Consider the following 15,816-nt stretch of genomic DNA (forward strand, 5'->3'; position numbering starts at 1 on the left):
CAACTCCATCACGGCTGCCCCGTCCGCCCCACCACCCGGTCGGGCAGCGTCGACCGGCCCGATGTGGCTAGCCTCGCCCCATGCGCGACGACCTCGGGGCCGACGTCCCACTTCAGGCCCCTGCGCGGCGGGTCGTCTCGCTCGTGCCGTCCCTGACCGAGGCCATCGCGGCCAGCGCACCGGACCGGCTTGCCGGGGCGACCGACTGGTGCACCCACCCCGCCGACCTCGAGGTCGCCCGCGTGCGCGGCACCAGGAACCCCGACCTCGCGGCGGTCCGCGCGCTCTCGCCGGACCTCGTCGTGGCCAACAAGGAGGAGAACCGCGAGCTCGACGTGCGCCGCCTGCGCGAGGCCGGGGTGGCCGTGTGGGTGACCCGGATCGAGACGGTCGAGGAGGCGCTCACGTCGATGTCGCGGCTCCTCGGCGAGGCCCTCGGGATCGACGACCCGCCGTGGCTCGCGTCGGCCCGTGCCCTCTGGTCGGCCCCGGCCTCGCGGCGGCTCTCCGTCGTCGTACCGATCTGGCGCGACCCGTGGATGGTGGTCGGGTCGCCGACCTACACCGACGACCTCCTCACCCGGGCCGGGCTGACCAACGTGCTCGCCCACGGCCCGGCCCGGCGCGACGGGCGCTACCCGACGGTGACCCCGCACGACATCGACGGCGCCGGCGCGGACGTCGTCCTGCTCCCCGACGAGCCCTACGTCTTCACCGCCGACGACGGCCCCGAGGCGTTGCGTACGCCGACCCGGCTGGTGTCGGGACGGCTGCTCACCTGGTACGGCCCGGCGATGGTCGAGGCGCACGCCGTGCTGACCGGTCTGACTGAGTAGCCTCCCCTGCCATGACCCGCGACCCGATCAGCGAGGCCCACCGCCAGTGGGTCGCCCACGGCTGGGCCGACGCGGCCGACGGGATGGCGATGGTGACCTCGGTCGTGCGCGCGCAGCAGCTGCTGCTCGAGCGCATCGACTCCGTGCTCCGCCCGCGCGGGCTCACGTTCGCCCGCTACGAGGTCCTGCGCCTGCTGTCGTTCAGCCGCGGCGCCGCGATGCCGATGTCGCGGCTCGGGTCGCTGCTCCAGGTGCACCCGACCAGCGTCACCAGCGCGGTCGACCGGCTCGTGGCGCAGGGCTACGTGGAGCGCGTGCGCAGCGACGAGGACAAGCGCGTCGTACGAGCGGTGCTGACCGACGCCGGCCGCGACGCGGTCGAGAAGGCGACGGACGCCCTCAACCGCGAGGTGTTCGAGACGCCCGGGCTCCCCGGTGACGAGGTGCGCGAGCTCACCGACCGGCTGACCGCGCTGCGCTCTGGCCTCGGCGACGGGGCCTGAGCCCGCCCGGGCCGGACTTCGCACCCGGACCGGACCTCGCACCCGGGCCGTACTTCGCACCCGAGTTGCGTGCTTCGCACCCGGGATCTGTACCTGTAAGTGGGGCGGTCACCGGATATCCGGGGACCGCCCCGCTCGGTGACTCGCGAGTAATACTTGGAAGTCCTACTATCGACAGCATGGCCGACCTGCACACCCCGAAGAACCCGATCCGCCTCGTCACGGCGTCCGCGCTGTTCGACGGGCACGACGCGTCGATCAACATCATGCGGCGCATCCTCATGAGCCAGGGCTGCGAGGTCATCCACCTCGGCCACAACCGCTCGGTCCAGGAGGTCGTCGACGCGGCGCTGGAGGAGGACGTGCAGGGCGTCGCGGTGTCGTCCTACCAGGGCGGCCACGTGGAGTACTTCGAGTACCTCGTGGAGTCGCTGCGCGCCGCGGGCGCGGGCCACGTGCGGGTCGTCGGAGGCGGTGGCGGGGTCATCGTCCCGAAGGAGATCCAGCGCCTCCGCGAGTCCGGCGTGACCATCTTCTCCCCCGAGGACGGCCAGAAGATGGGCCTCGTCGGGATGATCAACTCGGTCGTCGCCGACTGCGACATCGACCTGTGGGCCGACCGGCAGGTCACGGCCGAGCAGGTGCTCTCCGGTGACCGCTTCGCCGTCGCCCGCGCGATCACCGGCGCCGAGGGCGGGCGACTCGACGCGTCGCTGCTCGACGACGTACGTCACGCGGCCGCGCGCCGCGTCGTGCCCGTGCTCGGCATCACCGGCACCGGCGGCTCGGGCAAGTCGAGCCTCACCGACGAGATCGTCCGCCGCTTCCGCACCGACCAGCAGGACAAGCTGCGCATCGCGGTCATCGCGGTCGACCCGACCCGCCGCAAGGGCGGCGGCGCGCTGCTCGGCGACCGGATCCGGGCCAACTCCCTCGACGGCGACCGGGTGTTCTTCCGCTCCCTCGCCACCCGCGGCGCCCACGAGGTGCCCGACCACCTCGCCGACGTCATCGACGTGGTGAAGGCCGCCGGCCACGACCTGGTGATCGTCGAGACGCCGGGCATCGGGCAGGGCGACGCCGGCATCGTGCCCCTGGTCGACCACTCGCTCTACGTCATGACGCCGGAGTTCGGCGCCGCGTCGCAGCTGGAGAAGATCGACATGCTCGACTTCGCCGACACCGTCGCGATCAACAAGTTCGAGCGCCGCGGCGCCAAGGACGCGCTGCGCGACGTCGGCCGCCAGCTCGTCCGCAACCGCAACGCCTTCGGCAAGCAGCCGCAGGACATGCCGGTCTTCGGCACCAGCGCCGCGACCTTCAACGACGACGGCGTCACCGCGCTCTACCAGCACCTGCGCGCCGAGCTCGCCGACGCTGGCCTCGAGGTCAGCGAGGGCACGCTCCCCCACGTCGACGTCCGCCACTCCTCCGGCATCCGGCAGGTCGTCCCGGCCGACCGGGTGCGCTACCTCTCCGAGATCACCGAGACCGTCCGCGGCTACCACGCGCGCACGACCGAGCTCGCCGAGGCGGCGCGCCACCTCCAGCGCGTCCAGCACGTGGCCGACCAGCTGGCCGACGGCGACCTCGGGCAGGTCGCGGAGCTGCTCGAGTCCGCGCGCAAGGCCGTGCCGCACGAGGTCACCGACCAGCTCGAGCGCTGGCCGTCGGTCGTGGAGGCCTACTCCGGCGACGAGCAGACCGTGAAGGTGCGCGACCGCGAGATCACCACCAAGCTGACCCGGGAGTCGCTCAGCGGCAACAAGATCCCGCGCGTCTCGCTCCCCCGCTTCACCGACCACGGCGAGCTGGTGCGCTACTGGCGCAGCGAGAACCTGCCCGGCTACTTCCCCTTCACCGCCGGCGTCTTCCCGTTCAAGCGCGACAACGAGGACCCGGCGCGGATGTTCGCCGGCGAGGGCGACCCGGCCCGCACCAACCGCCGCTTCAAGATCCTCTCCGAGGGCAACGACGCGACCCGGCTCTCGACCGCGTTCGACTCGGTCACCCTCTACGGCCGCGACCCCGACCCGCGCCCCGACGTCTACGGCAAGGTCGGCACGTCCGGCGTCTCCGTCGCGACCCTCGACGACATGAAGGCGCTCTACGACGGCTTCGACCTCGTCGCGCCGACCACGAGCGTCAGCATGACCATCAACGGCCCCGCCCCCACGGTGCTCGCCTTCTTCCTCAACACCGCGATCGACCAGCAGGTCGACGCCTTCCGCGAGCGGGAGGGCCGCGAGCCGTCGGAGGAGGAGCGCGCCACTCTGGCGGCGTACGCCCTCGCCAACGTCCGCGGCACGGTGCAGGCCGACATCCTCAAGGAGGACCAGGGCCAGAACACCTGCCTGTTCTCCACCGAGTTCAGCCTGCGGATGATGGCCGACATCCAGGAGTGGTTCATCGAGCACCAGGTGCGCAACTTCTACTCGGTGTCGATCTCCGGCTACCACATCGCCGAGGCCGGGGCGAACCCCATCAGCCAGCTCGCCTTCACCCTCGCCAACGGGTTCACCTACGTCGAGGCCTACCTCGCCCGCGGCATGGACATCGACGACTTCGCGCCCAACCTGTCGTTCTTCTTCTCCAACGGCATGGACCCGGAGTACAGCGTGCTGGGCCGCGTCGCGCGCCGCATCTGGGCGGTCACGATGAAGGAGAAGTACGGCGCCTCGGAGCGCTCGCAGAAGCTGAAGTACCACGTGCAGACGAGCGGCCGGTCGCTGCACGCGCAGGAGATGGACTTCAACGACATCCGCACCACGCTGCAGGCCCTCATCGCGATCTACGACAACGCCAACAGCCTCCACACCAACGCCTACGACGAGGCGGTGACGACCCCCACCGAGGACTCAGTGCGCCGCGCTCTGGCGATCCAGCTGATCATCAACCGCGAGTGGGGCCTTGCGATGAACGAGAACCCCCTCCAGGGGTCCTTCGTCATCGACGACCTCACCGACCTCGTCGAGGCCGCCGTCCTGGAGGAGTTCGACCGGATCAACGAGCGCGGCGGCGTGCTCGGCGCGATGGAGACCGGCTACCAGCGTGGCCGGATCCAGGACGAGTCGATGCTCTACGAGCACCGCAAGCACGACGGGTCGCTGCCGATCATCGGCGTCAACACCTTCGTCAAGGAGTCGGCGGCCGACGCGCAGCCCAAGGAGGTCGAGCTCGCCCGGGCGACCGAGTCCGAGAAGGAGTCGCAGCTCTCCCGTGTGCGTGCCTTCCAGGCCGCCCACGGCGCCGAGGCGCAGGAGGCGCTCGCCCGGCTCAAGGACGCCGCGATCTCCGGGGACAACGTCTTCGCCGTCCTGATGGACGCCGCCCGCGTCTGCTCGCTCCAGCAGGTGACCGAGGCGTTCTTCGAGGTCGGAGGGCAGTACCGCCGCAACGTCTGAGCACCGGCGGCCCAGCCGGCCGTCACCGTCTCGTCACTCCCCGCCCTGCAGCCGGATCGCGGCCACCGGGGAGCGGAGCGGGAACAGCACCGTCTGGCCCGCGGAGTCCTCGAGGACGGTGCAGGCGCCGGTCGGCACCGTGCACGACAGGAGAGTGACGGTGTCGCCCTCGGTGGTCCGCTTGCCGGTGCCCGGCCCGGTGATCACGGTGCCGACCGCCGTCTCCTGGTCGGCCCACCAGGACAGGTTCCACCGCTCCTGCGGGACCTGGAGGTCGACGACCCGTCCGTCGGCGTCGACGACGCGGTCGGGACCCGAGCCGGGCTTCTCGATGCGCCACGTCCCGTCGGGGCTGGTCAGCGCGTCACGCACGAGGGGAGGCTCGCCGTCGCTCGCAGGCGCACCCTCCCCGGTGCGGAGGTCGTAGACCTCCTCGCCCTCGATCACGCGGGCGCGCACGCGCTCGTCGTCGACGGCGAGGATCTCCACCTCCGCCTCCAGCAGGTGGTCGACGGGGTCGTCGATGCCGGAGGTGTCCATCCCGTCCTCGGACGTGGTCTCCTCGCCGGACGACAGGTCGAGGAACCGCATCACCGCGGTGCCCTCGTCGTGGTCCGCGTCGAGCACCACGAGGCGTGTCCCGTCGGGCGTGCGGGCCAATCCCGTCCCGGCGACCTCGAGCCCGGTCGGGACGGGGCCCGCTCCCGGGCGTACGAACCACAGGTCCGCGCCGGTGAACGCCGAGTCACCGGTGGACGTGTCGCCGTCGGCAGGCACGAAGAACACACCGTCACCCGCGACGAGGAAGGCCCGCGGCGGGCGGCCCGTGTCCACGGTGGTGCCGTCCGCGAGGTGGACCGTCGAGCCGACGGCCCACGAGACGCCGGAGGCGTCGACCGGCGCCGTGCTGGTGCGCCATCGCCCGTCGTCCGCAGGGCCGGCGGTCCCGTCCGCATCGTCGGTGCAGCCGGTCACCAGCGCGCCGAGCAGCAGCACACCGCAGACCGCGACCCCCGAAGACCTCACGGTGGGATGGTGCCACGGGAGCGAGCGGTCGAAACCTCCCGCCCTCGACGAGCCGGCGGGCCAGCCGCCCCTAGCCCGGGTACGCCCGCAGGTTGCGCCCGCGATCGAGCCGGATCGCGGATCCGTTCAGCCACCCACGTCCAGGATCGCGGTCGCCCTTCTTCCGCAGCTCGCACGTCGCGTCGCGGTAGTTGGTCATCTGGATGCCGGTGCCGGGCCCGAAGTGGCAGATGTCCTGCCCGTCGTCACCGTAGAGCCGGTTCCAGTGGTCACGCGGAGCCTCGCGCTTGGACTCGGAAGTGCCACCGCCGTCGAGCTCGTCGGCTCCCCCGCCACCGCGGACGACGTCGCGGCCCAGGCCGCCGTTGAGCTCGTCGCCGTTGGCGCCGCCCTCGAGGTAGTCGTGCCCACCGCCACCGAGGATCTTGTCGCTGTCCTGGCCGCCGTCGAGCAGGTCGTCGCCGTCCTCTCCCCATAGCCTGTCGGAGCCGCGGCCACCCGCCACGTCGTCGTCGCCCACGTCGCCGTTGACCAGGTCCCGCCCATCTCCTCCGACGAGGTCGTCGTCGCCCGCGTCGCCGTGGAGGTCGTCGTCCAGGATGCCGCCGTCCATGATGTCGGCCCCGCCGCCGCCGCGGAGGGTGTCCTCGCCGTTGTCCCCCTCGATCCTGTCGTTGCCGGCATCGCCGTTGATGGTGTCGTCGCCCGTGTCGCCGGACAACCGGTCGGCACCGTCACCGCCCCAGATGATGTCGTTGCCGAAGCTGCCGCCGATCGTGTCGTTGCCGGAGTCGCCACGGAGGGTGTCCGTACCGTCGCCTCCAGCGACCTGGTCGTCACCCGCACCGGCAGCCACCGCGTCGTCCCCGTTGCCGCCGTCGATGAGGTCGGCAGCCGGGGTCCCGGTGATCACGTCGTTCCCGTCGTCACCCGCCACGGTGCCTGACGTGCCGCTGACGGTGTCGTTCCCGGGCCCGCCCCGAACCGTTTCGGACGTGCCCGTGATCGTGTCGCTGCCAGCGCCTCCGAGGACCGGGCCCGTGGTCGAGGAGACCGAGTCGTTGCCGGGACCGGCATCCACCGAACCGGTCGTGCCGGTCACCGTGTCGTTGCCCTCCTCGGCGAGGATCGTGCCGCTGCTCGCCGAGATGCGGTCGTCGCCTGCACCGCCGCGGACGGTGTTCCCACCCGCTCCTGCGTTGATGGTGTCGTCACCGGCGCCACCGTCGACGCCGTCCCCCTCCGGGCCACCCGTCAACGTGTCGGCCCCGTCACCGCCACTCGCCGTGCCGGGACCGGTGCCGGTGTCGACGCGGTCGTTGCCGTCCTCCGCCGCGACCGTGTCCCGACCGGCACCGGTGCTGACCGTGTCGGCCCCGGCACCGGCGCGGACCGTGTCGTCGCCCTGGGCGGTGGTGATCGTGTCGCCGCCGTCCGGTCCGCCGATGCCGACCGTCGCCGGCACGGGCGCGCTGGCCGTGCGCGCACCGGGGCCGTAGCTGACCGACGCGCCCGTGGCCACGGAACCGGTCGGACCGTAGCCCCACACCACGTCGTTGCCGCCCCGTCCGAGGATCTCGTCCGCGCCCCCGCCGCCACAGATGACGTCGTCGCCTGCGGTGCCGAGCAACCGAGCGGCGTCACCCGACTGGTTGCCGGAGTCCCCGTGGACGGTGCAGGTGAACGACGCGTCCAACCGGAGGTCGACGACGGTCGTCGCTCCGGCGCCCACGACACCGATCGTGCAGGTGACGGGTCCGTCGGCATCGGGTGACGCGCACCTCTCGGGCAGCGCTCCCGCGAGGGTCAGGTCGGACGACAGCGGCACGGTCAGCACGGTGGCGTCCGAGGCCACCGGCCCGCTGTTGGTCAGCGACGCCCGCACCACGAAGTCGTCGCCGAGCCCAGTGGCGGTCAGGGCGGCTCCGGCCGTCGTACGAGCCTGGACCGTCACGGCGATCGAGGGATCGCCCTGCACGGCGACGGTGAACTCGCGGAAGGCGATCGGGCCGGTGACGTCGGCGCCGTTGGTCGCGCGGACCTCGAACCGGTGCGCGCCGGCCGCGAGGTCGTCGTAGGCGCGCGGCGAGGTGCACGGCGCGAAGGCGGCGGCGTCGAGCCGGCACTCGTACGTCGCCGGGGAGTCGTCGGCCGTGAAGGAGAACGAGACGTCGTTGGACGTGACGGTCCCGGACGGCCCGGACGTGATGGTGACCGTCGGCGGGGTGTTGTCGACGACCCAGGTGCGGGTGGCGGTCCCGAAGTTGCCGAAGCCGTCGGTCGCCTCCACGTGGAACGTCCAGGTCCCGTCCGCGAGGCCGGTGAGCTGCACCGGGGACGTGCACGGCGCCAGGGCGGCCGTGCCGAGCCGGCAGCGCAGGACGGCCTGGGGGTCATCGGCCCGGAACGCCAGGTCGGCCACGCGCGAGGTCGTCACCGCGGGTGGTCCGCTGGTGAAGGTGACGACCGGGGCCGTGGCGTCGACGAAGAACGACCGTCCCTCGGCTCCGCGGTTGCCCGCCGGGTCGGTCGCCCGCACCGAGAAGGAGTGCGGGCCGTCCTCAAGACCGGTGAAGGTCCGGGGGCTCGAGCAGGGCGTCCAGGTGCCGCCGTCGAGGAGGCACTCGACGGTCGCGGTGGGGTCGTCGACGGTGAAGGTGTAGGTGGCCGTCCGGCTGGTGTGGTCGCCGGAGGGGCCGGAGGTGATCACGACGTCGGGCTCGGTCCCGTCCAGCGTCCACGTCATCGGGTCGGTCTGGCCGACGTTGCCGGCCGCGTCGGTGGCGCGGATGCGCACGGTGTGGGACCCGTCCGTCAGGACGGGGTCGAACGGGCTGGCGCACGAGCGCCACGTCCCGTCGACCTGGCACTCGACCGTCGCCTCCTCGCCCACCGTGAACACGAACCGGCTGCCGACGAGGGTGGCCAGGCCCACAGGGCGCTGGGTCACCGTCACCACCGGCGCGGTGGCGTCGACGACCCAGGTGTGGGCGTCGGGTGTGGGGTCCGTCAGCCCGTCGGAGACCGCGCGCACCCGGAAGGTGTGCGGCCCGTCGCCCAGGGGACCGACCTCGAGCCCACTCGCGCAGCTGGTCCAGACGGTGGCGTCGTCGAGCCGACACTCGAACGTCGCACCCACGGTGTCGGAGCTGAAGGCGAACGCAGGCGTCCGGTCGTTGCTGACGGCCGGGGGCGCAGAGTCGATGGTCGTGTCGGGCTCGGGCGTGTCCACGGTCCAGGTCCGCGACTCGACCGGCCCGGTGTTGCTCGCCGCGTCGGTCGCCTGGATCCGCACCGTGTGGACGCCCTGGTCCAGCCCGGCGTACGTCACCGGGCTGTCGCACAGCGTGAACGCGGCGCCGTCGAGGCTGCACCGCGTGGTGACCGGCGACTCGTCGACGGTGAAGGTGAAGCGGGCGTCGGTCTGCGGCACCGTGTCGGCCGGGCCGCCGGTGATGGTCACCCGGGGCGCGACCGTGTCGACGGTGACGTCGCGACCCGCAGGGGTCCCGGTGTTGCCCGCGGCATCGGTCGCGCGCACCTCGACCCGGTGCACGCCGTCGCTGAGGTCGGCGAACGCGTGCGGGGAGGAGCAGGGCGTGAACGGTCCGCCGTCGACCCGGCAGGACGCGTCGGCCGGCTCGCTGACGGTGAAGCCGATCGTCACGGTCGAGGAGCTGGTGGGCAGGACCGGCGCGGACGTGATGGCCACGACCGGTGCCGTGGTGTCGACGCGCCACTGGGCTGCGGCCGGGTCGGACGCGTTGCCGGCCGCATCGGTTGCCCGCACCTCGAGCACGTGCTCGCCCTCCGCGAGGCCGGTGCGCGTGACCGGGGAGGTGCACGGCGACCAGGCCCCGCCGTCGAGGCGGCACTCCACCGTGGCGCTCGGGTCGTCGACGGTGAAGCTCACGGTGCCGCTCGTCTGGCTGGTCACCGCAGCGGGCCGGCCCGTGATGGTCACGACGGGCGGCTCGGCGTCCACCGTCCAGGAACGGGACGCGTCGGACCCGACGTTGCCGGCCTCGTCGGTCGCCCGGACCGTGAAGGTGTGGGCGCCGGAGCCGAGTGCCCCGATGCTCTCGGGAGAGGTGCACGTGTAGGGCGTGCCACCGTCGACCACGCAGGTGAAGGTCGCGGGCTCGTCGGCGAGGAACGTGAGCGTCCTGGGGCCGGCACCCACCGTCCCGGAGGGGCCGGAGGTGATGGTCGTCGTGGGCCCGATCGTGTCGACGGTCCACGTGGCCACCTCTGGCGAGGGATCGCGGAGCGAGCCCTGCAGGACCGCGCGGACCCGGACGGTGTGGTCGCCCTGAGCGAGACCGGTGAGCTGGAGCGGGCTGGTGCAGGCCGCCCAGGCGGCCCCGTCGACCTCGCACTCGAACGTGACCGGGCTGTCCGGCGAGGTGAACGCAACGGTCGCCGACGTCTGGCGCACGAGGCCCGACGGGGCACTCGTGAGGGCGGTCTCCGGCGGGTCGGTCACCAGCGTCCACTCGCGGAAGGCCACCGCGCTCCGGTTGCCCGCGCGGTCGACGGCCCGCACCTCGAAGCGGTACTGACCGTCCGGGAGCGCGGTGTACGACGTCGGGGGCGCGCACGGCGCGAAGGCGGCGGGGACCAGGCGGCACTCGAAGGTCGCCGGCTCGTCGGCCTGGAACGTCAGGACCGCGACGAAGTCCGGGTCCACGATGGTCCCGCTCGGACCGTCGAGGTCGATGACCGTCGGGTCCACGGTGTCCACGGTCCAGGAGCGGGTGGCGGGGGTGGCGTCGGTCTTGCCGGCCAGGTCGACGGCCCGCACGGACAGCGAGTGCACCCCCTGCTCGAGCTCGTCGAGCTCGAGCGGCGACCCGCAGGCCGTGTACGCCCCTCCGTCGACGCTGCACTCGAACGTCGCCGTCTCGTCGGCGTCGAAGGTGAAGGAGGCCGCCCGCGACGACACGAATCCCGTCGGACCGCCGGTGATCGTGGTCTCCGGCGCCTTGGTCTCGACCGTGAACTGGACGGGGGTCACGGGCCCGAAGGCGCCCCCGGTCGACTGGGCCTGCACCCGCAGGGTGTGGGCGCCGTCGGCGAGTCCCGAGATCGAGTCCGAGTGGGCCTGGGCGCCGTAGGACGCGGGGTTGTAGCAGAACCTGTCGGCGAGGTCACCGTCCCCGTCGACCTCCCAGCGGTAGCACTCGGCCCCGGGTGCCGACCACGCGAACGCGGCCGTCGACGACGGGAGCACCTGCCGTGGCCGGGACGAGACCGTGACCCACGGGCCGCTGTTGACGCGGAACGTCCGGGTGATGGTCGGGCCAGGAGTCCCGCCGACCGACTCCGCCTGCACCCGCAGGACGTGCGTCCCGTCCCCGAGGCCGTCGAACGCGGCAGCGGACGCGGCGGAGCCGTAGGAGGCGGGGTCGTAGCAGAACCGGTCCGACAGGTCACCGTCGCCGTCCATCTCCCAACGCAGGCACCTCGCCTGCTCGGACGTCCACGCGAAGGCGGCCCAGGCGCTGGGGATGGTCGCGTCCTCACCGGGTCCGGCGATGATCCGCGGGCGGACGGCACCGGCCGTGTCGACGAGGAACGTCCGCGTGACGACGGGGCCGTAGGTGCCTCCGAGGGAGGAGGCCTGGACGCGGAGCGTGTGCTCGCCGTCGGCGAGGTCGTCGAACGCGGAGCTGAGTGCCGCTGCGCCGTACGACGAGGGGTCGAAGCAGAACGCGTTCGTCAGGTCACCGTCCCCGTCCAGCTCCCAGCGGTAGCACTGGGCCTGGTCGGCCTCCCATCCCAGGGCAGCCCACGAAGCCTCCACGGTGGCGTCCTGGGCAGGTCCGGACGTGATGCGGGGGCGCACCACGTCCCCCGTGGCCACGGTGAAGGAGTGCGACGTCACGGGCCCCGGCGTGCCTCCCAGCGACTCGGCCTGGACCTTGAGGACGTGGACGCCGTCGGGCAGGGCAGTGAACGTGTCCTGCCAGGCCGCACTTCCGTAGGAGCCGGGGTCGAAGCAGAACGCGTCCGAGAGGTCGTCGTCGCCATCGAGCTGCCAGCGGAAGCAACGTGCCTGCTCGGCCGTCCACGAGAAGGCTGCCCAGGCCGACTCGACGGTCGAGGCGGCACCGGGGCCGGTGACCAGACGTACGCGTGTCCCGGCAGCCGTGTCGACGGTGAAGGGTCGCGTGATCACGTCGCCGAAGGTGCCGTCCGCGGCCTGTGCCTGGATGCGGAGGAGGTGGTCGCCGTCGGCGAGGTTCGCGAACGACGCCGACATCGACGCAGTGTCGCCGTAGGAGGCGGGGTGGTAGCAGAACGCATCCGAGAGGTCACCGTCCCCGTCGAGCTCCCAGCGGAAGCACGCGGCGTCCCGCGCAGCCCAGGAGAACGCCGCCCACGCAAGCCCCGTGGTCCCGCTCGGCCCGGACGTGACCTGGAGGTCGGTCGCGCCGGCGTCCCGTCCGAGCATCGTGAAGGTCGTGCTGCTCGACGGGCCCGGTCCGTGCTCGTCGACAGCGCGCACCTCGAGGACGTGCTCACCGTCACCCGGCGCACCCGTCTCGTAGCCGTTGCGGGCGGTGCCGCAGCCACCCCACGCGCCCGCGTCCAGCCGGCACTCGTAGGAGATGGCGCCCTCGGCGCTGAACGTCGCGGCGTACGTCGACCCCGCGATGGTGCCGGTGGGGCGAGCACCCCACGAGACGGCGAGCGGACGGGACACCACGAACTCGGTGCCGCTCACCGGCCGGGGGCCTGTCGGGTCGGCGGGACGCACCTCGAGGCGCCACGCCCCGTCCTCCAGCACCGCGGAGCGCCAGTAGCCCTGACGCCCGTTGCCGCAGGCGCTGAAGTCCGGGACGTCCGTCGGCACGGGGTCGGTCCGGTGGACTCGACACTCGAAGCCGCTGACTCCCGTGGCGCGGAACATCGCCGTCACGGCCCGGTGCTCGATCGTGCCCTGCGGTCGTGACACCCACACGAGGGGGCTGCTCGCCGCCACCACGAACTCGGCGGCGGCCGTCGGTCCCGGGTCCACACCGTCCACCGCGCGCACGTCGAGCCGGTAGGCGCCGTCAGGGAGCAACTCACTGCGCCAGTGCCCGTTGCGGCCGCTGCCGCACGTGCTGAACCCCGGCAGCGGGTCGGGCTCGGGGTCCGTGCGGACGAGCCGGCACTCGTAGCGGACGGCGCCGCTCGCCGTGAAGCGTGCCGTCAGCGCCCGCGCGTCCACGGTCCCCTGCGGGCGGGCGAGCCACGTGATGCCCAGCGGGTCGGCGATGGTGAACGTCGCGGTCGCCACCGGCCCGGGGCCGCCGGCGTCCGACGCCCGCACCTGCAGCACGTGCGGGCCCGCCGCGAGCATCGGGGAGGTCCAGGTGCCTCTCTGGCCGTTGCCGCACGCGGCGAAGCCGCCGTCATCGAGCCGGCACTCGAAGCTCGTCGCACCGGCAGCGGTGAAGGTGGCCGCCACGGTGCGGGCGGAGTAGCTCCCGGTGGGCTCGACGATCCACTGCACCACCGGGTCGGAGGTGACGGTCCAGTCCCTCGTCGCGCTCGGCCCGGTGCCGCCCTCGTCACGCCCCCGCACCTCGAAGGTCCAGTCGCCGTCTGCCAGTGCCTCGGTGCGGTGGCTCCCCGCCTGGCCGCAGTCGTCGTACGCCGGTCGCGTCCCGTCCGGGGTGCCGGCAGCGAAGACCCGACACTCGTACGACGTCGCCCCGGCGGCGAGGAACGTGAACGCCGCGTAGGGGGTCTCGACCGTCGCGGCAGGATGGCCGGTGATCACCGGGGCGCCGGGGGCGGCACTGGCCGGCAGCGGGGCGAGCGCGACCCCCGCCGTGACCAGGAGGACCGTGATCCATGCGGGCATGCGGTGCATGGCGCCTCACTCAAGGTGTCGGCAAGTCCTACCGAGAATCGACCCGCGGCCGGTGGCTGGACGGCCCGCCCGGAGCGGGGGGTCACTCGACCGGGCCTACAGCATTGGTAGGCCCCGGTCACAGGACGCGGCATGCCCACATTGGCGTAGGTTGGCCGGACGACGGTAAAGAATCCGCGTCAGCGGCCCGTCTCTCCACCCTCAGGGGCGGAGCCGGCCGGGAGGTCGAACCGGAAGACCGTCCCGCTTCCGGGCGGGGTCGCCAGGCACTCGATCGTGCCGCCGTGGCGCTGCACGATGGTCTGGCAGATCGACAACCCCATCCCGGTCCCGCGGAAGTGGGCGCGGACGGCGCCGCTGCGGTGGAAGCGCTGGAAGATCAGGGCGCGCTCGGAGTCCTCGACCCCGACCCCGTGGTCCTCGATCTCGACGACGACGCGCGAGCCCTTTCGCCGGGCGCGCACGGTGATGGTGGCGTGCTCGCCGGGCTTGGCGTACTTGACGGCGTTGCCGATCAGGTTGCCGAAGAGCTGTCGCGCCGCGACCGGGTCGGCGCGCACCGACGGCAGATCGGGAGCCGCCTCGAGCACGTCGTCGGGCCCGAGCAGTCCGGACACCTGGTCGAGGACGCCGTCGGGGCCGACGATGGGCACCTCGCGCGCGGCGAGCTCGCCCGACTCCGCCAGCGCGTGCTCGAGCAGGTCGCCGATGAGCTCCCCCATCTGCTCCGCGGCCCGTTCGGCGCGACGCAGCGGCTCCGCCGCCGGGGAGCCGGGCTCGAGGTCGTCCGCGGCGAGGCCCACCCAGGAGCGGATCGCCGAGAGCGGGCCGCGCAGGTCGTGGGCGGCGGTCGACGCGAAGCCGGCGAGGGGCCGCAGGCCGGAGCGGTGCTCGGTCACCTCCCGCAGCACGAGCAGCACGCCGGGAGGCCCGCCGGCACGGGACAGCGTGGCGCGGGAGACCGCGAGGACGATCTCCTCCCCGCTGCCCAGCGGGATGACCACGTCGCCGACCCCCAGCTCGGCGCGCACCGCGCCGGTGTGGGAGGGCTCGGGGTCGTGAAGCAGCGCGACCAGCTCGGCCAGCGCGTCGGCGTCGGTGGTCGCGAGGCTGACCCGGTGGGCCAGCCGGCGACTGGCGCCGTTGCTGCGCTCGACGCGCCCGTCCGGGTCGAGCACGATGAGCCCCTCGTCCATGCTCTCGGTCATCTCCGCGAGGAGCTCGGCCTGCTCGGCCGACTCGGCACGCGCCGCGGTCACGGCGGCGTACGCCTCGTCGACCCGGTCGCCCAGCGCGCCCACCGCGAGGCCGGTGAGCACCACGACGACCATGAAGAGCTGCGAGACCAGCACCTCGGCCACCGGGTCCTCGACAGCGGCGAACGGGCCGTGGTCCGTCAGGCTGAGCACGAGCGCGAGGCCGCCCAGCACCAGGCAGTGCAGGGCGGCGGGGAAGGTCCGGAACCGGGCGGCCGACCACACGGCGAAGGCGATCACGAGGAAGACGACCGGGTAGGGCTGGACGAACAGCAGGGCGGTCGCGGTGACCGACACCACCCACAGCAGCACCAGCTCGGCGCGCGATCCGCCGCGCACACGGGCCGGGATCGTCTGCGTGTGCCACTCCCACGCCAGGTGCCCGACCGCACCGACGGTGAGGACGCCGGCGAAGTGCCGCGCGAACCACGCCACCGGGGTCAGGCCGGTCACCGGGACCTCGTCGAGCCAGAGCCCGAGCGTCCCGACCGCCGCGCCGAGGGCGCAGCCGATCGCCGCCGAGCCCGCGGTCACAGCCAGGGCGCGGGGCGACCGGATGCTGTGGGTCCCGCCGGTGCCGAGCATCGTCGGGCACCAGCGGCGCAGCAGCAGGACCGCGACGGCGGTCTGGAGGGTCACCGACGCGGCTCCGAAGAGGCCCAGCAGCGGGGACACCCCTGTGGCGACGACCACGCCGAAGTGGAGGGCCGTCAGCGGCACGAGCACGCGCAGCACGTGGCGGGGCGACTCGGCGAGCAACCACAGGAAGGCGACGCCGGACCCCGGCCAGACCAGGCTGACGACCTGGCCCTCGATCGCGGTCGCCCGCCCGACGAGGGTGAGGACGACGTAGGTCGCTGCGAAGGCGGCCGACCGTGCCGGCGGCAGGGCCCCCCTCGTCATGGGCACAGACTACGACCGCGG

Annotated in this window: 6 protein-coding genes; 3 read left to right on the plus strand and 3 right to left on the minus strand. The window is 73.1% G+C overall.

The features are described from left to right. The first annotated feature begins 80 nt into the window (after positions 1-80). The 3 genes from NCI01_RS08480 to icmF all read left to right on the plus strand — a co-directional run bounded on the left by NCI01_RS08480 (position 81) and on the right by icmF (position 4,743). Positions 81-836: a helical backbone metal receptor gene (locus NCI01_RS08480; protein WP_254181038.1), complete on the plus strand. Its 756-nt coding sequence runs from the start codon at positions 81-83 to the stop codon at positions 834-836. Between the two features lie 11 nt (positions 837-847). Then, a complete protein-coding gene (locus NCI01_RS08485) occupies positions 848-1,339 on the plus strand; it encodes a MarR family winged helix-turn-helix transcriptional regulator (protein ID WP_254181039.1) in 492 nt (163 codons plus the stop codon). A 179-nt stretch (positions 1,340-1,518) separates the two neighbouring features. Further along, a complete protein-coding gene (icmF, locus tag NCI01_RS08490; protein WP_254181040.1) occupies positions 1,519-4,743 on the plus strand; it encodes a fused isobutyryl-CoA mutase/GTPase IcmF in 3,225 nt (1,074 codons plus the stop codon). Between the two features lie 33 nt (positions 4,744-4,776). On the opposite strand, the gene NCI01_RS08495 is transcribed toward icmF, so the two are convergent. From NCI01_RS08495 to NCI01_RS08505, 3 genes are all read right to left on the minus strand, one after another. Beyond that, positions 4,777-5,769, minus strand: a complete 993-nt coding sequence (locus tag NCI01_RS08495) for a hypothetical protein (RefSeq protein ID WP_254181041.1) — start codon at positions 5,767-5,769, stop codon at positions 4,777-4,779. 70 nt (positions 5,770-5,839) lie between these two features. After that, complete coding sequence (locus NCI01_RS08500; protein WP_254181042.1) at positions 5,840-13,627, minus strand: hypothetical protein; 7,788 nt, start codon at positions 13,625-13,627, stop codon at positions 5,840-5,842. A 188-nt stretch (positions 13,628-13,815) separates the two neighbouring features. Beyond that, positions 13,816-15,795, minus strand: coding sequence for a sensor histidine kinase (locus tag NCI01_RS08505; protein WP_254181043.1), 1,980 nt, complete (start codon positions 15,793-15,795; stop codon positions 13,816-13,818). Positions 15,796-15,816 lie beyond the last annotated feature (21 nt).

Origin of the sequence: Nocardioides pinisoli, assembly GCF_024199985.1 — a bacterium.
Taxonomy (GTDB): Bacteria; Actinomycetota; Actinomycetes; order Propionibacteriales; family Nocardioidaceae; genus Nocardioides; species Nocardioides pinisoli.